We start from the raw sequence: 24,616 nt of genomic DNA, 5'->3' as shown, positions 1-24,616 counted from the left end.
CCCCGCTCCGCGGGCTGCTCGATCAGCATGGATCCCCGTTGCGCGGGCTGCTCGATCAGCATGGATCCCCGTTGCGCGCGCTACTCGATCAGCATGGATCCTCGCTGCGCGGGCTGCTCGATCAGCAGGCATCCGCCCTTCCTCGTCGTGTGAAGCGTGCTCGGCCTTCCACGGCGCGATTGACTACGCAGTCAAACCGTGTTGTACTCGTCGGACGGCGCCGTTGACTGCGCTGTCAACCTCGGATCCGAGGACGAGCGAAGGAGCTGCGACGTGGACGCATCGAAGGCTGTGCCGCAGCCGGACGACCGCGGTCGCCGGGTCTCGATGGCCGACGTGGCCCGCGCCGCCGGCGTGAGTCAGAAGACGGTCTCCCGCGTCGTCAACGGGGAGGCGCACGTCTCCCCCGAGATCGGCGAGCGCGTCGCCACGGCGATCCGCACCCTCGGCTTCCGGCCGAACGCCGCCGCCCGAGCCCTGGTCACCCAGCGGAGCCGCCGGATCGGGATGGTGACGATGAGCACCTCCCTCTACGGTCCGTCCGCGATCCTCGACGGCGTGGAGCAGGCCTCCCGTGCCGCCGGCTACTCCCTCAGCGTCGTGCGCACAACGCAGAACAGCGGCGCGGAGCTGCAGGAAGCGGTCGACGCCCTCGTCGACCAGGGCGTCGACGGCATCATCCTCTCGGAGCCGGTCGATCTCGGGCATCCGCGCCTCGCCATCCCCGCCGACGTCACGGTGCTCAGCTTCGACCACCCGAGCGAGGCGCACCGCCCGGAGGAGCTCGTGGTCGGCACCGACGAGGCCGGGGCCGCCCGCAGCGCCACCGAGCACCTCCTCGCCCTCGGCCATGAGACGGTCTGGCACATCGCCGGCGCCGGCACCTGGTCGGCCACCCGCCGTCGCATCGACGGCTGGCGGACCGCCCTCGCCGACGCCGACGCCGCCGAGCCGCCCGTGCTGAGCGGCGACTGGAGCCCGCGCTCGGGGGCGGAGGCGATGGCGTCGATCCTGCACCGCCGCGATGTCACCGCCGTCTTCGCCGCCAACGACCAGATGGCCGTCGGGGCGATCCACGCCGCCGAGGCCGCCGGCCTGCGCATCCCCGAGGACCTCAGCGTCGTCGGCTTCGACGACGACCCGATCTCGGAGTTCCTGCACCGGCCGCTCACCACGGTCAAGCAGGACTTCGCCGAGGTCACGCGCATCGCGATGCACCGGATGATCCGCACCCTCGACGGCCATGCGCCGACCGAGCGGCACCGCTCGGTCCCCGCCCAGCTGATCGTCCGCGCATCCAGCGGGCCGGCGAACCCCGAGCGCGCGGCGCTGGCGCCCGCGTCGCCCGTCCCTGTCCCGTAGCTCCCCGACCGCGCCCTCGGCTCCCTTCCAGCTTTCTCCCCGTCCCTTCCCACCGCCGTCCGTGCGGTCAGCACGAGCCGCCTCCGCGCGGTCCCTCCGGCGCGCCCGTCGGCCCGTCCCTCCCCCTTCTCCGAAGGAGCTCCTCCATGCACCCACTGTCCCCCGCGCTCTCGCGCCGCGGGCTGCTCCGTCTCGGCGCCGCCGCCGGCGGCTCGGCGGCCCTCGCCTCCCTGCTCGCCTCGTGCGCCGCGACCGGCCCGCAGGCGGCCGTCGAGTCCGGAGCCGTCGACCTCTCGTTCTGGACGCACGACGACGGCTACGTGACGTTCTTCACGGAGGCGCTCGCCCTCGCCGATGCGCGCACCGACTTCTCCTACTCGCTCGATGTCACCAAGATCGGCGCGACCGACATCGTCACCAAGCTGATCGCGCAGGCCGTCGCCGGCTCCGGCACGCCGGACCTCGTCGGCATCGAGGTCGCGAACTTCGCCCGCACGCTCCGCGGCTCGATCGCCCCCGAGCTGCTGGTGGACCTCACCGAGGCGACCGCCCCCTACCGCGACGACCTGATCGCCGCCCGCGTCGACGCGTTCAGCAAGGACGGCGCCCTCTACGCGCTCGACTCCGACACTCCGCTCGCCGTCTACTACTACCGGGAGGACGAGTTCGCGCGCCTCGGCGTGCCGACCGACCTCGAGACCTGGGAGGAGTTCGCCCGCGTCGGCGGCGAGATCAGCGCGCGGGAGGGCGTGTCCTTCGGCGCGCTCTCCGTCGGAAGCGATCTGCCGCAGGTCGTGCAGGGCTACCAGCTGCTGCTGATGCAGCGCGGCGGACAGCTCTTCGACCGCGACGGGAACCTCGACCTCGCCACTCCGGAGGCCGAGGAGGCCCTGCAGTTCGCGGTCGACGGACTCGCCTCCGGCTTCTTCACGACCGTCGCCGACTACTACGGCCCGAGCATGCAGAGCGGCCTGAAGCAGGGCTCGATCCTCGGCGTCGACATGCCCACCTGGTACTCGAGCTACGGCATCAAGCCGAACGTGCCCGAGCAGGCCGGCCTCTGGCGGGTGAAGACGCTCCCCCGCTTCGCGAACGGCGGCAGCCGCACGGCCGTGGGCGGCGGCACCGGCTTCGCGGCGGTCACCGGCAAGGCCAACAGCGACGCCGCGGTCGAGCTCGTCCTCGCCGCCTACCTCGATCCGGCCCAGCAGGTGAAGCGCTACCGCGACCTCGGCTATCTGCCGACGCTGCGCTCGGTCTACGACGACCCCGAGCTCGCGACGATCACCGACGACTACTTCGGCGGCCAGGCGCTCTTCGACGTCTACGGCGAGATCATCGACGAGGTCCCGTCGCTCTTCCAGAGCCAGGACCAGCAGATCCTCACGACCGTGCTGTCGGGCTACCTCCTCCAGGCCTACAAGGGCACCCTCTCCCCGGCGCAGGCGCTCCGCGCCACGGCCGAGGACTTCCGCGGCCAGGCCCGCAGCTAAGGATCGATGATGTCGACTCTCACCACGGCCGGGGCGCCCGCCTCCGCTCAGGACGGCCGCGGCGGCTCACCGCTCGAGGCCCGGCGCGCCGCGAAGCGGAAGCGCCTGAACACCTCCGGCGGGCGGGCCCCGTACCTCTTCATCGCGCCGTTCTACCTGCTCTACGCGCTGTTCATGATCGTCCCGGTCGGGGCGGCGATCTACCTGAGCCTCACCGAGTGGGTCGGCCTCGGCTCGCCCGAGTTCGTCGGGCTGGCCAACTACGGGAACCTGCTCGGCGACACGAGCTTCGGCGTCGCGCTGGTGAACACGCTGATCTACACGCTGATCGCGGTGTTCGTGATCGTGCCGTGCTCGCTGCTGATCGCACAGGGCCTGAACGCCCGCGGGCTCAAGGCGCGCGACCTCTTCCGGCTCACCTTCTTCATCCCGATGGTGCTCTCGCCGATCGTCATCGCGCTGATCTACAGCCTGATCTTCGACCGCAGCTACGGACTCCTGAACTCGCTGATCCGCGCGGTCTTCGGGTTCGGCGACATCGACTGGCTCGGCGACCCGACACTCGCCAAGGTCGCGATCGGCTTCGTCCTGCTCTGGCGCACGGTCGGCTATCTGACGATCTTCTTCCTCGCCGCACTGCAGGCCGTGCCGAAGGAGCTGTACGAGGCGGCCGAGCTCGACGGCGCCGGTGTGCTCGCGAAGTTCCGCACCGTGACGCTCCCCGCGATCCGCCCGGTGACCGCGTTCGTCGTCGTCACCTCCTTCATCAGCGCCGCCCAGCTCTTCGACGAGCCGTACCTGCTCACGCGGGGCGGACCGGGCGAGGCGACCCTCTCCGTCTCGATGTTCATCTACCGCGCCGCGTTCGAACGCCAGCAGTTCGGCTACGCCGCCGCGGCCGGAGTCGTGCTCTTCGTGCTCGTCTTCGCCGTCAGCCAGATCCTCAACCGCGCCCTCGCCATCGGGAGAACCTCATGACCGCCACCACGGGAATCGTCACCGCCGACGCTCCGGAGCGCCGCCTTCCGCGGAGGCAGCGCCGGGCGAGCGGCGGCGAGCGCGCCCGCCGAGGACTGCTCTACGTCACCCTCTCGGCCCTGCTGCTCGTCTTCGTGTTCCCGCTGCTGTGGGCGCTGAGCGGCTCGTTCAAGAACCGCGGCGACATCTTCTCCACTCCCCCGTCGCTCGTCCCGAACCCCGCGACCACCGACAACTACGTCAACCTGCTGACCACGCAGCCCTTCTGGGCCTGGTTCGGCATGAGCGTCGGCACCTCGCTGCTGGCGACCGCGGTCTCGGTCTTCGTCTGCGCCATGGCGGGCTACGGCTTCGCGAAGTTCGCCTTCCGCGGCAAGAAGGTGCTCTTCACGATCATGTTCTCGTCGCTGTCGGTGCCGTTCGTCGTGATCCTGGTGCCGCTGTTCATCCTGATCGTGAAGGCGGGGCTCTCGAACCCGTGGTTCGCGCTGATCGTGCCGTGGGTCGCTCCCGCGTTCGGGATCTTCATGATGCAGCAGTTCATCGTCCAGTCGATCCCGGACGAGATCATCGAGGCGGCCCGGATCGACGGCAACAGCGAGTTCGGCACCTTCTGGCGCGTGGTGCTGCCGCTGCTGCGCCCCTCCCTCGGAGCGCTGGGCGTCTGGGGCTTCCTGCAGAGCTACAACAGCTTCCTCTGGCCGCTCGTGCTGCTCTCGGACTCGTCGCAGTACACGATCCCCCTGGGCCTGAACATCCTGTTCGCGTCGGAGAACCGCTCCTACGACCTCGTCCTGGCGGGCGCGGTCCTCGCCTCGGTGCCGACGATCCTGGTGTTCTTCCTGCTGCGCAAGCAGCTGCTCGACGGGCTGACCGCGGGCGCCGTCAAGGGCTGACACCCCCACCGCCCTCCTCCGCCACTCCTCTCCCGAACGTCCGAAAGGCCCTCCCATGCAGCACCTCACCGACCGCATCCTGTTCGGCGCGGCCTACTACCACGAGTACCAGCCGACCTCGCGGCTGGGCCGCCGCGACCTCGCCGAGGACTTCCGGCTGATGAAGGCCGCGGGCTTCACGGTCGTCCGCGTCGGCGAGTCGGTCTGGTCGACCTGGGAGCCCGAGAACGGGGTCTTCGAGCTCGACTGGCTGCAGCCGGTGCTCGATGCGGCCCACGAGCACGGCATCGCGGTCGTGCTGGGCACGCCGACCTACGCGGCGCCGATGTGGCTCGCGCGGCTGTACCCCGAGATCAACGTCGAGCGCTCGAGCGGTCGGCCGATGGGCTGGGGAGCCCGGCAGGAGATCGACTACTCGCACCCGGCCTTCCTCTTCCACGCCGAGCGGCTCATCCGGAGGATCGTCGAGCGCTACGCCGCGCATCCGGCGGTGATCGGCTTCCAGGTCGACAACGAGCCCGGCAACGAGATCTTCCACAACCGGCAGGTCTTCCAGCGCTTCGTCGACCACCTGCGCGCGCGCTACGGCACCGTCGAGACGCTGAACGACGAGTGGGGGCTGACCTACTGGTCGCACCGCCTGTCGACCTGGGCCGACCTGTGGACCCCGGACGCCAATCAGCAGCCGCAGTACGACCTGGCCTGGCGCCGCTTCCAGGCCTCGCTGACCACGGACTTCATCGGCTGGCAGGCCGACATGGTCCGGGAGATCACCGCGCGGGCCGGCCGCGACGACCAGTTCGTCACCACCTGCATCTCCTACGAGCGCAGGACGGTGCAGGACGAGGAGCTCGTGCGCTCCCTCGACATCGCCGCCGGCAATCCCTACTACCGGATGCAGGACGGGCTCGAGCTGCCGGACGCGCGGGTGTTCGATCAGCACTGGACGACCTCGGGCACCTGGGCGCTCTACGCCACCGCGGACCGCATGTACGGATCGAAGCAGGCGCCGTTCCTGGTGACCGAGACCGATGCGCAGGCGATCGGCATGCCGTGGTCGAACGAGCCCGGCTACGACGGTCAGTGGCGCCAGGCCGCCTGGGCTCTGGTCTCGCGGGGCGCGACGATGATCGAGTACTGGCACTGGCACACGCTGCACCACGGCGCCGAGACCTACTGGGGCGGGATCCTGCCGCACTCGCAGGAGCCGGGCCGGGTCTACGAGCAGATCGCCGCGCTGGGAGCCGACTTCGCCGCCGCCGGCGACCGGGTGACCGAGCTGACCCCCGACTCCGATGTGGCGATCCTGTTCTCGAACGAGAGCAAGTGGGCGCTCGAGGAGTACCCCTCGTTCAGTGATTCGGCGCACGGCACCGGGGCCGCCCGCGGCGTGCCCGTCGCGTCGACGCGCACCTTCCAGACCATCTTCGACTCCTTCGCGCGCGGCGCCTTCGAGGCGGGGCTGCAGTCGAACACGGTGCACCCCTCGCAGCTGACCGAGACGACGCCCGCCGCCTACGCGGCCGCGCATCCCGTGCTGGTCGCCGCGGCGTTCACCATCGCCGACGACGCGCAGCTGCAGTGGCTGGAGGCGTACGCGGCCGCGGGCGGGCACCTGGTCGTGGGCGTGCGCACCGGCTACGAGGACGAGGAGGCGCGGGCCCGGCTGCAGCGCAAGCCCGCCTTCCTCGACCGGGCCGCGGGCGTGCACTACGACGAGTTCGCGAACCTCGCAGTCCCGCTGCCGGTCGTCGCGGAGTCGGGCTTCCCGCTGCCGGTGGGCGCCACGGCGACCCTGTGGGCGGACGGCCTGCAGCCCGACGACGCCGACGTGCTGGTGCGCTACGTCCACCCGCACCACGGCCGGTTCGCCGCCGTGACGACGCGCGCGCACGGCGCGGGCCGGGTCACGACCGTCGGCACCGTGCCGGACCTCGAGCTGGCGCGTGCCCTGATGTCCTGGGCCGTCGGCGACCCCGCTTCGGGTTGGCGCCGCGCGACCGCGTCGCAGACGGTCACCAGCGCGACCAACCGCCACGGCGAGCGGATCCGCTTCGTGCACAACTGGTCCTGGGAGCCCTCGGTGTACCCGCTGCCGGCTGCCGCCACCGACGTGCTGACCGGAGCCGAGCTGCCCGCAGGCACCGAGCTCGAGCTCGGCCCGTGGGACGTGCGGGTCCTCGCCGCGAAGGACTGAGCGACCGGCCCGGAGACCCACCGTGCCTGCAGACCCGGCTCCTGACGCGGTGGATCTCGATACGCCCTTCGGGCTACTCGATCAGCATGCACACGCACCCGCGGATGCGCGTGCCCCTTCATGCTGGTCGAGTAGCCCCGCAGGGGCGTATCGAGACCCACCGCCCTCAGCAGCGCGGCCTGCAGCCCCGCCTCCTGGTGCGGGCGGGGCTCCACGTCTGTGCCAAGGTGGTCACGCGCCGGGTCTCCGGGCGGGCGACGCGGTGTGAAGGGGGTGGCCGACGCATGAGCGATGCGGCTGCAGGATTCTCGACGGCGCGAGCCGAGGATCCGCCGGCCTCACCCGAGGTGCTCTCAGGCCGTGGCGCCCCGCGCTCGGTGCGCGCGCTCCGGCTCGGCGTCGGCGGCGCGGGCCTCCTCCTGACGCTGGTGCTGCTCGTCCCGCACGCACCGGCGCTCCCCGGGCTGTGGCTGGCGTTCCTGGTGCTGCTCGCCGCGATGTGGATCACGGCCTCGTTCCGGCTCGAACTCGCCTCCGGCATCGGCACGGTCACCTTCGGGGTCGGCGTCTCGGTGCTCGCCTTCCTGGCCCAGGACGTGCCGCGCGTCCAGGCGCTGCTGCTCTGGGTGCTCGCGATCGCGCTCTTCCAGGTGATCTCGCGGCGCCCCTGGGCCGCCGTCGTCTACTGGACCGGACTCGCCGCGCTCTCGGGCGGGGCGTTCCTGCTCGTCCTCTCCCTCTTCCCGCAGTCGGGCTGGTGGCCGGTCCTCGCGGCGGTGCCGGCGGTGCTCGCCTACGGACTGCTCTCGATCGGGGCCGAGTACCTGCAGGCCTGGCTGACCCTGGCCGACGTCAGCGACGTGCCGCGGCCGGCGCTCCGGCCCGACCGCGTGCTGCTCGCCCTCGGCCTCAACATCGTGCTGGTGGCCCTCGCCTACGGCGCGCACCTCTCCGCCGGAGTCGAGCGCATCGATCTCGGCGCCGGCCTCGAGATCCGCTCGGCGAACACGCTCCTGATCGTCGCGCTGGCGGTCGCCGTGGTCAGCCAGTACCTCCGTCGCGCCCGGATCGAGCGCAAGCTGAACGGCCTGATCGAGGCGGCGCTGGCTCTGCCGTGGGGCGACCAGGAGGCGATCTTCGAGACGCTCGAGCGGGCGGCCCGCACGGCGATCCCGTCAGCGAGCACGCGGATCTCCGCCACTCCCGGGCGCGCGTTCGAGCTGTCGGCGCCGATCGCCACGCCCGGTCTGGGCCTGCGGCACGTGGTCCTGACGCGGCGCCCCGACTCCGGCGGCTTCACCACCCTCGAGCACCGCACCCTCCTCGCCCTCGCGCACATCGCGACCCAGGCCCTCTACGATCGCCGCAGCACCCGCGTGCTGCGCGATCAGGCCACGACCGACTCGGTCACCGGTCTCAGCAACCTCCGCGGCCTGTACGAGGAGTTCGCGGCGATCAGCGACCAGGAGGAGCGGGCGGTGCTGTTCATGGATCTCGACGACTTCAAGGCCGTCAACGACACCCACGGCCACTCGACGGGCAACACCGTCCTGCAGGAGGTCGCCCGTCGCATCCGCGAGAGCGTGCGCGGGGACGACGTCGTCGCGCGCATCGGCGGCGACGAGTTCGCCGTCCTCCTGGACTCGGTCACCGCCGGAGCCGTCGCGCTCCGGATCGCGCGCGCGGTCGAGCGGCCCCTGGTCGTCGGCGACGCCGAGCTCCACCCCCGCATCAGCATCGGCGCCCCGGTCGCTGTCGACGGCGGCTCATTCGACCGGGTGATGCAGGAGGCGGACGAGCGGATGTACGAGACGAAGAAGGAGCGCAAGGGCGAGGAGGCGCAGGCGGCGGCGGTGCTGGAGGCCGAGACGAAGGAGCTGGATCTCGTCGCCGAGGTCCGCGCCGCCGTCGCCGACGGGACGGTGCGGGTCGCCTTCCAGCCGGTGATCGACGTCGCCGAGCGGCGCATCGTCGGCTTCGAGGCGCTGGCCCGCTACACCCGGACCGACGGCACCGCGCTGAGCCCGATCACCCTCGTCGACATCGCGCGCTCGCTGGGCCTGCTGGACGAGCTGACGGTGCAGATCGTCGACCAGGCGGTGGCCTGCATGATCGAGTTCCGCGCGATCGATCCGTCGGTCACGTTCCTGAGCGTCAACATCGAGGCGGAGCAGCTGATGCACGACGGCGTCACCGACGTGATCTGCGCACATCGCACCGCCGACCAGGGCATCCAGCTCTGCCTGGAGCTGACGGAGGGCTCCATCGGGCACGTCGACGAGGCCGTCATCGAGCGGGTCCGCGCCCTCACCGCGGACGGCATCGCGATCGCGCTCGACGACTACGGCCAGGAGCACGCGGCCGCCGCGGCGCTGCTGACGGTGCCGCTGAGCATCGTCAAGATCGACCGCGTCTTCCTCGCCGACGAGGAGAACCCCCGGCACGCGACGATCCTCCGCTCGATCATCAACCTGGTCTCGGACCTCGACATGCACACGATCGTCGAGGGCGTCGAGACGCCGTCCGCGCACGAGCTGCTGACGAGCCTGCACGCCGACCGCGCCCAGGGCTACTTCTACGGCCGCCCCCTCTTCCCGGAGCTGGTCAAGGAGCGCCTGCGCGCCACGGGCACGGCGGCGATGCCGGAGCAGCCGTCGGCGTAGCCCGCGGGGCGGCGGCCGCCTGCTGATCGCGCAGCCCGCGGAGCGGGCCCTGCAAGCTGATCGAGCAGCCCGCGGAGTGGGCCCTGCATGCTGATCGAGTAGCCCGCGGAGCGGGCGTATCGAGATCCACCGTCCGCCGGAGCCGGGTCTCGATACGCGCTGCGCGCTGCTCGACCGGCATGTCTGCGGCGTCTCTTCCCCGTAGATCCACCGTGCGGCGGAACCCGGCTCCTGGTGCGCGCCGCTCGAGAGTCACGCGGCGGCGTGCTCGTCCGCTCTTGACAGCCGCGTCTAACGCGCGTTAGTTTGCTTCTGGAGCGCGACAGGGAGGTTGCCGGATGACACGCAGAGCAGTCACGATGAGCGACGTGGCGCGCCACATCGGCGTCTCCCGCTCGGCGGTCTCGTTCGCCTTCAACGACGAGAAGCAGGTCTCGAGCGAGACGAAGGCCCGGGTCCTCGCCGCGGCGGCCGAGCTCGGCTACCGGCCGAACGCCGGCGCCCGCGCCCTCGCCGGCCGCACCACCGACCTGTTCGGACTGGTCACGGACATCGTCTCGACCCCCTTCGCCGGCGAGCTGATCGCCGGCGCCCAGGAATGGTTCTGGGAGCACGGCAAGTCGCTGATCATCGTCGGCACCCCGACGCCCGACCGCCCGGACAGCAAGTCGGTCGAGATGATGCTCGAGCACCGGGTGGGCGGCGTGATGATCGCCACGACCTACAACCGCGCCATCGAGATCCCGCGTGAGCTCGACGACATCGACGTCGCCCTCGTGCACTGCTACGACGAGGCCGGCACGCACCCCTCGATCGTCCCCGACGAGCAGGACGGCGGCTACACGGCCACCCGGCTGATGCTCGAGCGCGGACGCCGCCGCATCGCGCTCGTCGGGATCGACGAGCACCTCGACGCGGCCCGCGGCCGCCTCGCCGGCTACCGGCAGGCGCTCGAGGAGGCCGGTGTCCCGGTCGACCCCGCGCTGATCGTGGCCGGCGGCGCGGATGCGACATCGGGCTACGACGCCACGAGGGCCCTGCTCGCCCGCGCGCGACCCGACGGCCTGTTCTGCGGCAACGACCGCATCGCCATGGGCGCCTACGACGCGGCTCGCGAGTCCGGCCTGGGCATCCCGACCGACCTCTCCATCGTCGGCTTCGACAATCACGAGGTCATCGCCGCGTATCTCCGTCCCTCGCTCACCACCATCGCCCTGCCGTTCCGCGAGATGGGCCGGCTCGGCGCCGAGCTCCTCGTGCGCGGCCCCGGCGATCACGACGTGCCGCGGCTCACCGTCCGCTGCCCCCCGATCCTGCGCGACTCGGTCTGACCCCGACCCCGTCTGACCGCGACCCCGCCCGACCCCGGCCCCGCCTGACCCCGACCCCTCCACCGAGACGGCTCCCTCCCCCACCCCTGACTCCCTCCGCCCCGGCGGAGGCGCACCCCGCGGCGACGATCCCGGCCCCCGGCGCTCGCCCGTTCCATTCACAGTCGAAAGGAAAAACCATGTCCCGACCTTCTGCGCGACGCTTCTGGCGCGCGTTAGTAGTCCCCACGGTCCTCGCCACCGCGGTCGCCCTCGGCGCCGCCGGCTGCACCACCGCTCCGAGCACGAGCACCGGCGACACCCTGCGGATCGCCTCGATCGGCAACGCCTCCTTCACCCGCAACTTCAACCCGTTCTCGCCGTCTGCGCTCAAGATCACCAACCGCGCGATCTACGAGTCGCCGATGGTGACGAACCTCGCGAAGGGCGAGATCGAGCCCTGGCTGGCCAGCGGCTACCAGTGGAGCGACGACGGCCTGCAGCTCACCTTCACGCTGAACGACGGCCTGACCTGGTCGGACGGCGAGGCGCTCACCGCCGCGGACGTGGCCTACACCTTCGGTCTGGTGCGGAAGGTCCTCGGCGACGCCACCTACGACTACGTCGACTCCGTCGCGGCTCCCGACGAGAAGACCGTCGTCTACACCTTCAACCGCCCGTACACCCCGGGCCTCTACGAGCTCGGCGTCCAGGTCGTCGTGCCCGAGCACGTCTGGAAGGACGTCGACGACCCGGCCACCTTCCAGAACCCCGACCCGGTCGGCTCCGGCCCCTTCACCCAGGTGCAGAGCTTCTCGGCGCAGTCCTTCGACCTGCTGCGGAACCCGGACTACTGGCAGAAGGACAAGGCCGACTACTCGGGGATCCGCGTCATCGCCTACGGTGCCAACGACGCCGCCAACATCGCGGCGATCAACGGCGACATCGACTTCGGCCTCGGCTTCATCCAGGACATCCAGAAGACCTACGTGGACCCCGATCCCGAGCACCGCGGCTACTGGTTCCCCGCCGTCGGCAACACGGTCTCGCTCACGCTCAACACCACGCAGGCGCCGTTCGACGACGTGCAGCTGCGCAAGGCGATCAGCATGGGCATCGACCGCGACAAGGTCGCCGCGACCGGCATGAGCGGCTACACCCACCCCGCCGACTGCACCGGGCTGAGCGACGCCTACGACTCCTGGCGCGATGAGACCGTCGTCGCACAGTGCGACTGGACGACCTACGACGTCGACGCCGCGAACGCGATGCTCGACGCGGCGGGCTACGCGAAGGGCTCCGACGGCATGCGCGTCGCGCCCGACGGCACCCCCGTCTCGTTCTCGATCGGCGTCGGCTCGGCGTCGACCGACTGGATCGCGGTAGCGCAGGTGATCTCCGACGACATGAAGGCCATCGGCGTCGACGCCCCGCTCAAGGTGCAGGACTGGTCGCAGATCAACCAGGCGCTGTTCGGCGGCACCTTCCAGGGCAACATCGCCTGGAGCCAGACCGGCGTCACCCCCTACGAGTTCTACCGGGGCATGCTCTCCTGCCGCACGGTCCAGCCCGAGGGCGAGCAGGCCACGCAGAACTTCCAGCGCTTCTGCGACCCTCAGGCCGACGTCCTGCTCGATCAGTTCGCCGCGGCGACGAGCGAGGACGAGCAGCGCTCGGTGATGAACCAGCTGCAGGCCCTCTACTCCGAGCAGGCGCCGACCGTCCCGCTGTTCCCCGGCCCGGAGTGGGGCGCGTACAACAGCACCACCTTCGTCGGCTGGCCCAGCGAGGAGGACCCCTACGCGACCCTCTCCCCCGAGGCGTCCAGCACGGTCAAGGTCCTGACCACGATCCACCCGCGCTGATCGCGCCCGTCGGCGGCGGAGCCTCCGGGCTCCGCCGCCCCCTCCTCCTGTGAAAGGGACTCCCGTGACCCTGTTCTACAAGCCCGAGCGCGCGCGCCTCGGCGACACCATCCCCTACTTCGCGGACGGCGTCTTCCACGTCTTCTACCTCAAGCGCTACGCCGACGACACCCACGACCGCATCGAGACGGACTGGTGGCACGTCTCGACGACCGACTTCGTCGAGTTCGAGGAGCACGGCCCGGCCGTCCGCCGCGGCGGCCTCCGCGACGCCGACGCCTCGGCGGCGACCGGCAGCGTGATCCGCATCGGCGACCGCTGGTACGCCTACTACACCGGCTTCGGCGAGTGGCAGAAGGAGCAGGGCGGCCGTCACCAGACCGTCCTCCGCGCCACCAGCACCGACCTCGTCACCTGGGAGAAGGACGCCGGCTTCGCACTCGTCGCCGACGCCGAGCGCTACGACGCCCATGAGTGGCGCGACCCCTTCGTCCTCGAGCAGGAGGACGGCACGTACCTGATGCTGATCGCCGGCCAGAGCCTCGAGGGTCCTGCGCTGCGTCGCGGAGTGACGGCCACCGCCACCTCGCCCGACGGCCTGACCTGGACCGTCGGCGAGCCGCTCTGGGCGCCCGGCCTGTTCTCCATGCACGAGTGCCCCGACCTGTTCCGGATGGGCGACCGCTGGTACCTCGTCTACTCCACCCTCACCGACCGCACCGTCACCCGGTACCGCACCGCGACCTCACTCGAGGGCCCGTGGACCGCGCCGGACGACGACGAGCTCGACGGCCTCGGCCTCTACGCCGCGAAGACCGTCTCCGACGGCGAGCGCCGCTACCTGGTCGGCTGGTGCCCGAACTACGCCGTCGGCAAAGACGGCGCGCCGTGGCTCTGGGGCGGGAACCTCGTCGTGCACGAGCTGCTGCAGAACGAGGACGGCACGCTCCGCGTCGTGGAGGCGGCCCTCACCCGCAGGACGCTGGAGCGGGATCGTGCGGCCGCTCCGGTCGCCCTCGCGCCGGCGAGCCTCGGCTCCGAGCACGGCTTCGAGCGGCGGATCCTCACCCGGATGCCGCACACGGGACTCGTCGACCTCGTGCTCATGCCGCAGCCCGGCACGAAGGCGTTCGGCGTGGAGCTGCGGACCGACGAGACCGGCCGCTCCGGCTACTCCGTGACGATCGAGCCCGGGAAGCACCGCGTGCGGATCGACCGCCTCGACCGGTTCGGCTCGGACGCGCCGTTCGACGTGCGCCCGTTCGAGGTGCCGGAGGGCGAGCTGGCGATGACCGTCGTGTTCGACGGCGAGGTCTCCGTCGTCTACGTCGGCGGCACGTCCGCCTTCACCTTCCGTGGCTACGACCAGCGGGGCGGCTCCCTCGCGGTCTTCGCGCAGGAAGGGCGCATCGAGGTCTCCGGGGAGCTCCGGAGCATCCAGGACGAGAAGGAGGACGACCGATGAGCAGTGAGTTCCTGACCCGCTCGAACGCCGCACTGACCGCTGGGGACCGCTCGCGGTCCGTCACGGCGGAGAACCCGACCGGTGCGCCGGGCGAGGGCGGGCGCGCCGCCTCGATCCTCGGCCCGGGCCGGAAGGGCGCCCCGTGCATCACCCTCCCCGCCGGCGAGACGACCGTGCTGGCCGATCTCTCCGGCGCCGGCGAGATCCGGCACGTCTGGTTCACGGTCGGCACGCACACCGAGGCTGTCGGCTTCGTGCTGCGCGACCTGGTGCTGCGGATGTACTGGGACGGCTCCGAGACGCCCGCCGTCGAGGCGCCGCTGGGCGACTTCTTCTGCAACGGCAACGGCCAGCGGAGCCTGGTCACCTCGAGCCTCGTGCTCGTCGCGCCGACCGGCGGGATGAACGCCTACTTCGCGATGCCGTTCGCCGAGGGCGCGCGGGTCACCATCGAGAACCAGCACCCGGTCGACGTCGGCGGGCTGTTCTATCAGATCGACTACGTCGAGAAGCAGGACGCGTCGGCGATCGGCCCGCTGCGCTTCCACGCGGAGTACCGGCGCGAGAACCCGACGGTGCGCGGCGTGGACTACACGGTCCTCGACGGTGTCGAGGGCTCGGGCGTCCTCGTCGGCACCTCGCTGACGATCGTCCAGCTGGAGCGCTACTGGTGGGGCGAGGGTGAGATGAAGTTCTTCCTCGACGGCGACACCGAGCACCCGACGATCTGCGGCACCGGCACCGAGGACTACTACGGCGGGGCCTGGGCGTTCCAGGACCGGCTGTCGAAGGAGTTCGAGCCGCAGGTCCTCACCTACAGCGCCCCGTACGTCGGCTACCCGACCTACGCCACCCGGGACGAGTCGCAGCAGGCGGTCTACGCGACCGCGATGGCGCCCGTCCACGGCATGTACCGCTGGCACGAGCCCGATCCGATCTACTTCCACTCGAGCCTGCGGGTGACCCTGCAGCAGATCGGGCAGGTCGGCCCGGACCTCGTCGAGCGCTCGGACGACGTGTCCTCGGTCGCCTACTGGTACCAGGACGCGCCGAGCCGCCCCGCTCGCCCCTTCCCGGCTCGCGCGGACCGTGTCCCCCGCTGAGTCCGTCCCGTCCGGCGCGCGCCGGGCGGGACGCCCCTCCCCCTCCCTTCGATCCTCCGGAGGACCGCAGTCATGACCTTCGTGCTCCGCCGCCTCGGCTTCTACCTCATCGCCTTCTGGGCGTCGCTGACGATCAACTTCCTGCTTCCGCGCCTCATCCCCGGCGACCCCGTCGGCCGGATGATCGGCACGATGCAGGGCACGCTCACCGACGAGCAGATCGATCAGTTCCGCCACCTCTTCGGCCTCGACGACCGCCCGCTGCCGCTGCAGTACGTGCAGTACCTCGGCGACGTGCTCACCGGGCACCTGGGCATGTCGATCTCGCAGTTCCCCACCCCGGTCACCGAGGTGATCGGGACGCAGCTCGGCTGGACCCTGCTCCTGGGCGGCTCCGCCCTGATCGTCGCCGTGGTCCTCGGCAACCTGCTCGGCGTCGTCGTCGCCTGGCGGCGGAACGGCGTGCTCGACCGGATCCTCCCGCCGCTGCTCGTCTTCGTCGGCTCGTTCCCCTACTTCTTCATCGCGATGGGCGCGCTGTTCCTGTTCGCGGTGTCGCTGAAGTGGTTCCCGATCGGGCAGGCCTTCACCCTCGGATCGCAGCCGTCGTTCTCGCCGCAGTTCCTCGGCGACGTGCTCACGCACCTCTTCCTGCCGGCGGTGACCATCGTCGCCGTCTCGATCGGCGGCTGGATGCTCGGCATGCGCAACACGATGATCGCCACCTCGGCCGAGGACTACATCACGATGGCCCGCGCCAAGGGCCTGCGGGAGGGCCGGATCATGTTCCGCTACGCCGCCCGCAACGCGATGCTGCCCTCGATCACCTCGTTCGGCATGTCCATCGGCTTCGTCGTCGGCGGCGCCCTGCTGACCGAGGTCGTCTTCGCCTACCCGGGCATCGGCTACCAGCTGCTGCGCGCCGTCCAGGCCCTGGACTACCCGCTGATGCAGGGGATCTTCCTCACCCTGACCGCGGCGGTCCTGATCGCCAACTTCCTGATCGACATCGTCTACGTGCGGCTCGACCCGCGCGTGCGAGTGAGGTAGTCATGTCCCTGCAGAACCCGATCCCCGCCACCGCCGTCGACGACCCGCTGAGCGCGAAGCCCGCGCCGCCCCGAGTGGTCCGCAGCCACTTCCTCGCGCGGATCCTCCGGGACCGCCGGGCGCTCGTCGGCGTCGTGATCCTCGCCCTCTTCGTGCTGCTCTCGCTGGCGGCTCCGCTCCTCTCGCCCGGCGATCCGAACACCGCCGTCGTCGCCGGCTCCGAGCCGCCCTCGCTCGCGCACCTGCTCGGCACGACGGCCAAGGGCGAGGACGTGCTCGCCCTGCTGATCTGGGGCTCGCGCAGCTCGCTCTCGATCGGCTTCGCGGTCGGCATCGCCGCCACCGTCGTCGGCCTGATCGTCGGCCTGGCCTCCGCCTACTTCGGCCGCGTCGTCGACGACGTGCTCTCGGTCGTCACCAACGTCTTCCTGCTCATCCCCGGGCTGCCGCTGCTGATCATCCTCGCCGCGTTCCTGCCGCCGGGGCCGGCCACGATCGTCCTGGTCCTCGTCGCCACCGGCTGGGCGGGCTCGGCCCGCGTCATCCGCTCGCAGGCGCTCTCGCTGCGCGGCAAGGACTTCATCGACGCCTCCGTGGTCACCGGCGAGCGCTCGCCGCACATCATGCTGCGCGAGATGCTCCCCAACATGGCGTCCGTCGTGATGAGCACCTTCCTCGCCTGCGTCATCTTCGGCATCGGCGCCCAGGCCGGCCTCGAGTTCCTCGGCCTCGGCGACGTCTCCTCGGTCAGCTGGGGCACGAACCTCTACTGGTCCAGCATCGAGGGCTCCCTCATCCGCGCGACCTGGTGGACCTTCGTCCCCTCGGGCGTCGCGATCGCTCTCGTCGCCTTCTCGCTCGCCCTCATCAACTACGCGGTCGACGAGATCACCAACCCGCGTCTCATCCGCGCCACGAAGAAGGGCCCCCGGAAATGAGCACCCTCCGCACCGAGGACGACGTCGTCCTCGACGTCCGCAACCTGACCATCGAGTACGAGACCGCCGCCGGCACCGTGCGCGCGGTCGACGACGTCTCCTTCACCATCCGCCGCGGGGAGACCTTCGGACTCGCGGGCGAGTCCGGCAGCGGCAAGTCCACGATCGCCACCGCGATCCTGCGGCTGCTCGGCGCCAACGGCCGTGTCGTCTCCGGCTCGATCCACTGCGACGGCGTCGACGTCACCTCGCTCGGCGCCGAGGAGCTGCGCCGTTTCCGCTGGAGCCGCGTCTCGATGGTGTTCCAGAGTGCGATGAACGCGCTCAACCCGGTGATGACCGTCGGCGACCAGATCGTCGACGTCCTCACCACGCACCGGGGCGACAGCCGGCGGGCGGCCAGGGCTCGCGCGGCCGAGCTGCTCGAGCTGGTCGGGATCGACCCCGCCCGCATCGACGCCTTCCCGCACCAGCTCTCCGGCGGGATGCGCCAGCGCGCCGTCATCGCGATCGCCCTCGCGCTCGAGCCGCCGATGCTGATCATGGACGAGCCGACCACCGCGCTCGACGCGGTCGTGCAGCAGGAGATCATCCACGAGATCAAGGAGCTCCAGCGCCGGCTGGGCTTCGCGATCCTCTTCATCACCCACGACCTCTCGCTCATGGTCGAGATCTCGCAGCGACTCGGCGTGATGCGCCACGGCCGGCTGCTCGAGAGCGGGGTCTCCCGCGAGGTCTACGCGAACCCGCAGAGCGACTACACCCGCACGCTGATCGCGGCGTTCCCGCCGATCCAGAAGGGCGGACCGGGAGCCGCCGCGGTCGCACCCGTTCCGCAGGAGACCGACGTGGTCGTCTCCCTCGGCGGGCTGACCAAGGAGTTCCGCACCGGCGGTCTCCTCTCGAAGAAGTCGACCGTCGCGGTGGACCACGCCGACCTCGAGCTGCACCGCGGCGAGATCATGGCCCTGGTCGGCGAGTCGGGCAGCGGGAAGAGCACCATCGCCCGGATGCTCGCGCGGCTGGTCGAGCCGACCTCCGGCCGCATGGTGGTCGGCGGCGTCGACGTGCTGGCGAAGGAGCCGCGGCGGGCGTCTCGCGCCTACCGCCGCACCGTGCAGATGGTCTTCCAGGACCCGTTCGGCTCGCTGAACCCGACCAAGAAGGTCCGCCACTTCCTCGAGCGGCCCCTGGTGCTGCACGCCCCCGAGCTGAGCGCCCGCGAGCGCGCGGTCCGGGCGGAGGAGCTCATGCGGTCGGTCGAGCTGGATCCCGGATTCCTGGACCGCTACCCGCACGAGCTCTCCGGCGGCCAGCGCCAGCGCGTCGCCGTCGCTCGGGCCCTCGCCGCCGACCCGACGGTCATCCTCGCCGACGAGCCGACCTCGATGCTCGACGTCTCGGTGCGGATGGGCGTCCTCCAGCTGCTGCGCCGCCTGCGCGACGAGCGCGGGATCTCGATCCTCTACATCACCCACGACCTCGCCTCGGCCCGCTTCCTCGCCGACACCACCAGCGTGATGCTCCAGGGCGTGATCGTCGAGGGCGGCAGCAGCGCCGAGGTGATGGACACGCCCAGCCACCCCTACACGCGCCTGCTGATCTCTGCCGCACCCGACCCGCACCGCACCACGGCCTTCGACCGCGCCGACCGCGCCCGGGCCCGCGCCGAGATCGCGGGCATCACCGCCCGCCGCAGCGCGGGCGCCGACCGCGGGGCCGTGCACTGGGTGACCGCCACGCACTGGGTGAACCGCGACGGCATCGAGGACGCCGACCGGCCCGTCGTCGGCGCCCTCGGCGGCAGCCCGTCCCTGGGCAGCCCGCCGCCGGGCACCCCGTCGCCGGGCACGCCGTCCCTGGGCACTGCCGATCCGACCCTGCTCCCGAACTCCGGAAGGACCCCTCGATGACCACCACCGCTCTCTCCGTGCGCCCGGCCGTGCACTTCGCACCGGCCCGCCACTGGATGAACGACCCCAACGGCCTGATCCACCACGACGGCCGCTACCACCTCTACTTCCAGCACAATCCGAGCGGCGACGACTGGGGCAACATGAGCTGGGGCCACGCCTCCAGCGCCGACCTCCTCGAGTGGACCGAGCACCCCGTCGCCCTGCTGCACGACGAGCACGAGGGCGTCTTCTCGGGCTCGATCGTGTCCGACCGCACGAACTCCTCCGGGCTGGGCACCGCCGAGCGGCCGCCGCTCGTCGCGCTGTACACCTCCGCGCGCGAGGGCAGCCAGGCGCAGGCCCTCGCGTCGAGCCTGAACGGCGGCGAGACCTGGACCAAGCACGGCGTGGTCCTGGACCGCGGCACGGCCGACTTCCGCGACCCGAAGGTCTTCCGCCATGGGGACCACTGGATCATGGCGACCGTGGAGGCGCTCGACCGGCAGGTGCACCTCTTCCGCTCGGAGGATCTGCGCGACTGGGAGCCGCTCTCGGTCTTCGGCCCGGCCGGCTCCACCGAGGGGATGTGGGAGTGCCCCGACCTCTTCCCGCTCGACGACCGCTGGGTCCTCGTGATCTCGACCAACCCGGGCAACCCGGCCGGCGGCTCGGGCATGCAGTACTTCGTCGGCGACTTCGACGGCACGACCTTCACGGCGACGTCCTGGGACTGGCTCGACCGTGGCCGCGACTTCTACGCGGGCGTGACCGTGTCCGACGCTCCGGAGCCGACGATGATCGGCTGGATGAGCAACTGGGACTACGCGCACACGGTGCCGACCTCCCCCTGGCGCGGATCCGCCGCTCTGCCCCGCCTGCTCTCGCTCGAGGGCGAGCGGCTGGTCCAGCGTCCGGCGCTCCCGTCGACCGGGGAGCCCGACTTCTCCTCCGACGACGCCTCCCCGGAAGCGGGGCTCTTCACGGTCCCGGAGAGCGCGCACGGTCGGGCTCTGCGGATCCGCCTCGTGGGCCGGCCCGCCGAGGCTCCCCTCGAGCTCGTCGTGCGCGCCTCGGCCGACGGCCTGCGCGGCACGATCGTGCGCCTCGAGGAGGGTCGCCTGAGCATCGACCGCCGCGACTCCGGCGACAGCGCCTTCTCGGACATCTTCGCGAGCGTCTCGGAGACCGCGCTCCCGCACCGCCCCGACGGGACCGTCGAGCTCGACGTGTGGGTCGACGCGTCCTCGATCGAGGTGTTCGCCGACGACGGCCGGATCGTCCTCACGGACCAGATCTTCCCCGCCGACGACGACATCGCCGTGCTGCTGCGCTCCGAGTCCGCGGTCCTCGCGGGCGTCTCCCTCGATGTCACCGTGCTCGATGGCCGGTGAGCGGGGCGGAGGTGAGCGGGGCGGCGCCGACCGTCCCGCGGTCCTCGTCCTCGGCGACGTGCTGATCGACGAGCTGCGCACGCCGGACGGGTCGACCGACGTCGCGGGAGGCTCCGCGCTGAACGTCGCGGTGGGGTTCGCGGTCCTGGGGGTTCCGGCCGTGCTCGCCGGCATGGTCGGCGACGATCCGGCCGGCGCGCTGCTCCGCGCCCACCTCGAGGAGCACGGTGTGCCGCTGCTGGCGACCGCGGCTCCGCTCGGAACCGGTCGCGCCGTCTCGGACCGCACCGCGGGCGAGCCGCGGTACTCGTTCTCGGAGGCGTCGCGGCGGCGGACGATCATGGCGACTCCGGCGCTGCGGCGGGCGGCCGCGCGGGCCGACCTGATCGTCGTCAGCGGGTTCCCCTTCGACGACCCCGACGAGGTGCAGACCCTGACGGCGCTCGTGCCCCCCACGGCCCGGCTGGCGATCGACGCGAACCCGCGGACCGGCCTGCTGCGCGACCGGGCCGCCTTCGCCGAGGGCCTGCTGCGACTCGCGGCCCGCGCCGATCTGGTGAAGCTGGGCGCCGAGGACGCCGAGCTCGTCTTCGGCGCCGCTCTGGCCCACGGCACCAGGCGGCTGCTCGCCTCCGGTGCGCGGGCCGTGCTCGAGACGGCGGGCTCCGCCGGAGCCGCGCTGGTGCGCGGTTCGGAGCGCACCGACGCGCCCGTCACGACGGCCCCGGGCGCGATCGTCGACACCATGGGTGCCGGTGACGCCACGTTCACCACGGTCGTCGCCGCCCTCACCTCCGACGAGAGCGACTCCGCCGTCCTCGGCAGAGCCATGGCGATCGCCGCAGCGACGATCCGCTCCCCCGGTGGGCTGCTCCGGCCGGCCGTCTGACGCGACGCCCCCCTCGGCCCCGAATGCGCTCCCCGCGCACCGGGGCCTCGATCGTGCCCACGGACGACTCGCGCCGGCGTCCGGTGGACGTCACTCTGATTAAACGGTTGATCAATCGCCCTCCGAGCCGGTAGGGTCTGCGTAACCGATTAACCACACGACGGAGTGACATGAGTCAACGCGGCTTCTTCCGCCCCGAGAACGCCTGGGTCGGGGATCTCATCCCCTGGCAGGCCGACGGGGAGTTCCACCTCTTCCACCTGCACGAGACCCGGGCGACCCCGAAGGAGGGCATGCCCTGGCGCCGCGTGATCACGCGGAACCTGATCGACTTCGAGGACGCGGGAGTCGCACTCGCCTCCGGCGGTCCGCTCGCCGACGACTTCAACGTCTACACGGGCAGCGTCGTGCAGGACTCCGACGGCGTCCACCACGTGTTCTACACCGGGCAGAACCCGGAGCGCCGGGGCACCGACGGCCTCCCGCTGCAGCTGGTCCTGCACGCGACCAGCCGCGACGGCATGCGCTCCTGGCAGCGCCGCCCCGCGGACACCTTCGGCGCGACACCCGGGTACGAGACGGCCGACTGGCGCGATCCCTTCGTGCTCCGCGACGAGGAGGCCGGAGTCTGGCGCATGCTGATCACCGCGCGGCACGCCGACGGCCCGTCTCGACGGCGCGGCGTGATCGCCCAGTGCACCTCGACCGACCTCGTCACCTGGGACGCGGCCGAGCCGTTCTGGGACCCGCGCCGCTACCTCGCCCACGAGTGCCCGGAGGTCTTCCAGTGGGGCGGATGGTGGTACCTCGTCTGGTCCGAGTTCAGCGACTCCTTCACCACCCGCTACCGGATGTCGCGCGATCTGCACGGGCCCTGGCTCGTGCCGGAGCACGATACCGTCGACGGCCGGGCCTTCTACGCCGCGAAGTCGGCCGAGCGCGACGGACGCCGCTTCTTCTTCGGCTGGATCGCCTCCCGCGAGGGCTCGAGCGATGACGGCGCCTGGCAGTGGGCCGGCACCCTCTCGGTGCTCGAGGCCGAGCAGCGCGGCGACGGCACTCTCGCCTTCCACCTGACGGAGGAGCTGCGCGAGAGCTTCGAGGAGCCCCGGCCCCTGGCACCGGAGGGGAGCGTCCTCGACGCGCCCGACGGCTACGCGCAGCTGCTGAGCGGGGAGGAGGCGCCCAGCGCGTTCCGACTGGTCGCCACCCTCGACATCGGCGCCGGCATGACCGAGTGCGGCGTGCTCCTCCGGGCGAGCGCCGACGGCGACGAGAGCTACGTCCTGCGTCTCGAGCCGCGTCGCCACCGTCTCGTCCTCGACCGCTGGCCCCGCCGCGCGACCGGGACGGAGCAGTGGCAGATCTCCGGAGACGTCCCCTTCGCCGTCGAGCTCGAGCGGCCGGTCCGGCTCGAGCCCGGGCGCCACGAGCTCGAGGTCGTCGTCGACGGCGACCTCTGCATCGCGACGGTCGACGACGCCGTCGTGCTCAGCACGCGCCTCTACGACCGCCCCGCCGGCGACGTCGGCGTCTTCGTCGGCGAGGGCCGGATCGACGTCCTCGGCTTCGCGCTCGCCGCCCGCCGCCGCTCGAGCGGCACCGACCGGACGCGCCGGCTCGTCTCCGCCGGCGCCTGACCAACCGCCGCCCGACCACCCCAGCCCGACCACCCCGGCCCGACCACCACCGCCCCCACCTCACCGCACACCGATCAATGGAGATTCCGACCATGCCCGCCATCACGCGCAGAGGCTCGTTCCTCGCCGCAGCCTCGACCGCCCTCGTCCTCCTGCTCTCCGGCTGCGCCGGGGGCTCGGCGGGCGTCGCTCCCACCGACGTGCACCCCGAGGGCGAGATCGTCCCCCGCCCGATCTCGTGGCTGCTCTCGAGACCCGCCGACGGAGGCGTCATCACCGCGATGCAGCAGATCGCGGACGAGTACGCGGCCGATCACCCCGGCTTCGAGCTCGACCTGATCACGACTCCCGACCGTCCCTCCTACGTGCAGAAGTACGAGACGCTCGCTGCGGCGAACAAGCTGCCCGAGCTCTTCGACACCGACGCCACCCCGTTCGCGCAGAAGCTCGCCTCGCAGGGCCGCATGATGGACGTCGACGCGCTGCTCGAGGACCTCGGACTCGCGGACGACTACCGCACGGCCGCCCTCGACTACCAGCGCTTCGACGACGGCTCCCTCCACATGGTGCCGTTCGAGTTCCAGCTCGAGTTCTTCTGGTACAACTCGGCGCTCCTCGAGAAGGCCGGCGTCCCGGTCCCGGCGACCCTCGACGACTTCCCGGCGATGTGCGAGGCGCTGCGCGCCCAGGGCGTCACTCCGATCGCCCTCGACGGCCAGGACCAGTGGCCGCTCGAGCGCTACATGGCCTACTACCCGTTCCGCACGGCCGGCCCGCAGTACGTGCAGGACCTCAAGAGCGGCAAGGCCTCCTTCTCGGACGCGCCCGGTCGCGCCGCGGCCGAGTGGCTCTCGTCCCTCGGTGAGGCGGGCTGCTTCCAGGAGGGCTTCTCCTCGACCGGCTACGCCGATGCGCAGGCGCTCTTCACCTCGGGGAAGGCCGCGGTCTACAACATCGGCACCTGGGAGCTGGGCAACCTCGCGACCGAGTCCCTCGATCCGGCCGTGCGCGACTCCGTCGACTACTTCACCCTGCCGAGCGTCGAGGGAGCGGTGACGGCCGACGACGAGTACGTCACGCCGTCCGGCATCGGCATGGCCGTCAACGCCCGGACCTACGACCCGCTGGTGCGCGACTTCCTCGCCTTCGCCCTGAAGCGCTACCCCGAGGTCTACGCCGCCACCGGCGCCCTCTCGCCCACCACCACGGCCACCACGGCGGTCCCCGGCGACGCGACCCCGCTGTACTCCCGCGCGGTCGAGCAGGCCGACAGCGTCGGCTCCGCCATCGCGATGCCCTGGGACACCCAGCTCGACCCCGCGACCAACACCCGCCTGCAGCAGGAGCTGACCCTGCTCGTCCAGGGGGACACCACGCCGGACCAGTTCGTCGAGACCATGGACGCGGCCCTCGCGGAGAACAGCGATGACTGAGCTCGCCCACACCCCGACGCGGCGACGCGCGCGTCCGGCCGTCACCTC

At 71.5% G+C, this 24,616-nt stretch carries 17 protein-coding genes; all 17 read left to right on the top strand.

The window, feature by feature from the left end; all coding sequences use genetic code 11:
- Positions 1-273: 273 nt before the first annotated feature.
- A complete protein-coding gene (locus C1I64_RS06710) occupies positions 274-1,362 on the top strand; it encodes a LacI family DNA-binding transcriptional regulator (protein WP_244209414.1) in 1,089 nt (362 codons plus the stop codon).
- Between the two features lie 146 nt (positions 1,363-1,508).
- Complete coding sequence (locus C1I64_RS06705; RefSeq protein ID WP_127886662.1) at positions 1,509-2,855, top strand: ABC transporter substrate-binding protein; 1,347 nt, start codon at positions 1,509-1,511, stop codon at positions 2,853-2,855.
- Between the two features lie 9 nt (positions 2,856-2,864).
- Positions 2,865-3,833: a carbohydrate ABC transporter permease gene (locus C1I64_RS06700; RefSeq protein ID WP_123446502.1), complete on the top strand. Its 969-nt coding sequence runs from the start codon at positions 2,865-2,867 to the stop codon at positions 3,831-3,833.
- A complete protein-coding gene (locus C1I64_RS06695; RefSeq protein WP_127886661.1) occupies positions 3,830-4,729 on the top strand; it encodes a carbohydrate ABC transporter permease in 900 nt (299 codons plus the stop codon). Before C1I64_RS06700 ends, C1I64_RS06695 begins: the two co-directional genes overlap by 4 nt.
- Before the next feature lie 55 nt (positions 4,730-4,784).
- Entirely contained in the window at positions 4,785-6,926 is a 2,142-nt protein-coding gene (locus C1I64_RS06690; protein WP_127886660.1) for a beta-galactosidase, read from the top strand.
- A gap of 284 nt (positions 6,927-7,210) precedes the next feature.
- Positions 7,211-9,589, top strand: coding sequence for a putative bifunctional diguanylate cyclase/phosphodiesterase (locus C1I64_RS06685; RefSeq protein WP_164874468.1), 2,379 nt, complete (start codon positions 7,211-7,213; stop codon positions 9,587-9,589).
- Positions 9,590-9,927: 338 nt separating this feature from the next.
- Complete coding sequence (locus tag C1I64_RS06680; RefSeq protein WP_127886658.1) at positions 9,928-10,920, top strand: LacI family DNA-binding transcriptional regulator; 993 nt, start codon at positions 9,928-9,930, stop codon at positions 10,918-10,920.
- Positions 10,921-11,099: 179 nt separating this feature from the next.
- The gene (locus C1I64_RS06675) at positions 11,100-12,764 is read left to right on the top strand and encodes an ABC transporter substrate-binding protein (protein ID WP_127886657.1); all 1,665 of its coding nucleotides are present in this window, start codon (positions 11,100-11,102) and stop codon (positions 12,762-12,764) included.
- A 64-nt stretch (positions 12,765-12,828) separates the two neighbouring features.
- On the top strand, positions 12,829-14,229 hold the full coding sequence (locus C1I64_RS06670; RefSeq protein WP_164874467.1) for a family 43 glycosylhydrolase: 1,401 nt from the start codon (positions 12,829-12,831) through the stop codon (positions 14,227-14,229).
- Positions 14,226-15,332 (top strand): glycoside hydrolase family 172 protein, encoded by a 1,107-nt coding sequence (locus tag C1I64_RS06665; RefSeq protein WP_127886655.1) that lies wholly within the window; start codon positions 14,226-14,228, stop codon positions 15,330-15,332. The genes C1I64_RS06670 and C1I64_RS06665 overlap by 4 nt, the downstream gene beginning before the upstream one ends.
- A gap of 72 nt (positions 15,333-15,404) precedes the next feature.
- Entirely contained in the window at positions 15,405-16,382 is a 978-nt protein-coding gene (locus C1I64_RS06660) for an ABC transporter permease (protein ID WP_127886654.1), read from the top strand.
- Between the two features lie 2 nt (positions 16,383-16,384).
- A complete protein-coding gene (locus C1I64_RS06655) occupies positions 16,385-17,320 on the top strand; it encodes an ABC transporter permease (RefSeq protein WP_127886653.1) in 936 nt (311 codons plus the stop codon).
- Positions 17,317-19,233 (top strand): dipeptide ABC transporter ATP-binding protein, encoded by a 1,917-nt coding sequence (locus tag C1I64_RS20320; protein ID WP_127886652.1) that lies wholly within the window; start codon positions 17,317-17,319, stop codon positions 19,231-19,233. The genes C1I64_RS06655 and C1I64_RS20320 overlap by 4 nt, the downstream gene beginning before the upstream one ends.
- Positions 19,230-20,606, top strand: coding sequence for a glycoside hydrolase family 32 protein (locus C1I64_RS06645; RefSeq protein WP_127886651.1), 1,377 nt, complete (start codon positions 19,230-19,232; stop codon positions 20,604-20,606). Before C1I64_RS20320 ends, C1I64_RS06645 begins: the two co-directional genes overlap by 4 nt.
- On the top strand, positions 20,596-21,495 hold the full coding sequence (locus C1I64_RS06640; protein ID WP_127886650.1) for a carbohydrate kinase family protein: 900 nt from the start codon (positions 20,596-20,598) through the stop codon (positions 21,493-21,495). Before C1I64_RS06645 ends, C1I64_RS06640 begins: the two co-directional genes overlap by 11 nt.
- A gap of 170 nt (positions 21,496-21,665) precedes the next feature.
- Positions 21,666-23,135: a glycoside hydrolase family protein gene (locus C1I64_RS06635; RefSeq protein WP_127886649.1), complete on the top strand. Its 1,470-nt coding sequence runs from the start codon at positions 21,666-21,668 to the stop codon at positions 23,133-23,135.
- Between the two features lie 92 nt (positions 23,136-23,227).
- Positions 23,228-24,568, top strand: coding sequence for an ABC transporter substrate-binding protein (locus tag C1I64_RS06630; RefSeq protein ID WP_127886648.1), 1,341 nt, complete (start codon positions 23,228-23,230; stop codon positions 24,566-24,568).
- Positions 24,569-24,616: the final 48 nt, after the last annotated feature.

The organism is Rathayibacter festucae DSM 15932, from assembly GCF_004011135.1.
Lineage (GTDB): Bacteria > Actinomycetota > Actinomycetes > Actinomycetales > Microbacteriaceae > Rathayibacter > Rathayibacter festucae.
The sequence above is the reverse complement of the archived record's forward strand: the minus strand, read 5'-3'. Positions and strand labels throughout refer to the sequence as shown.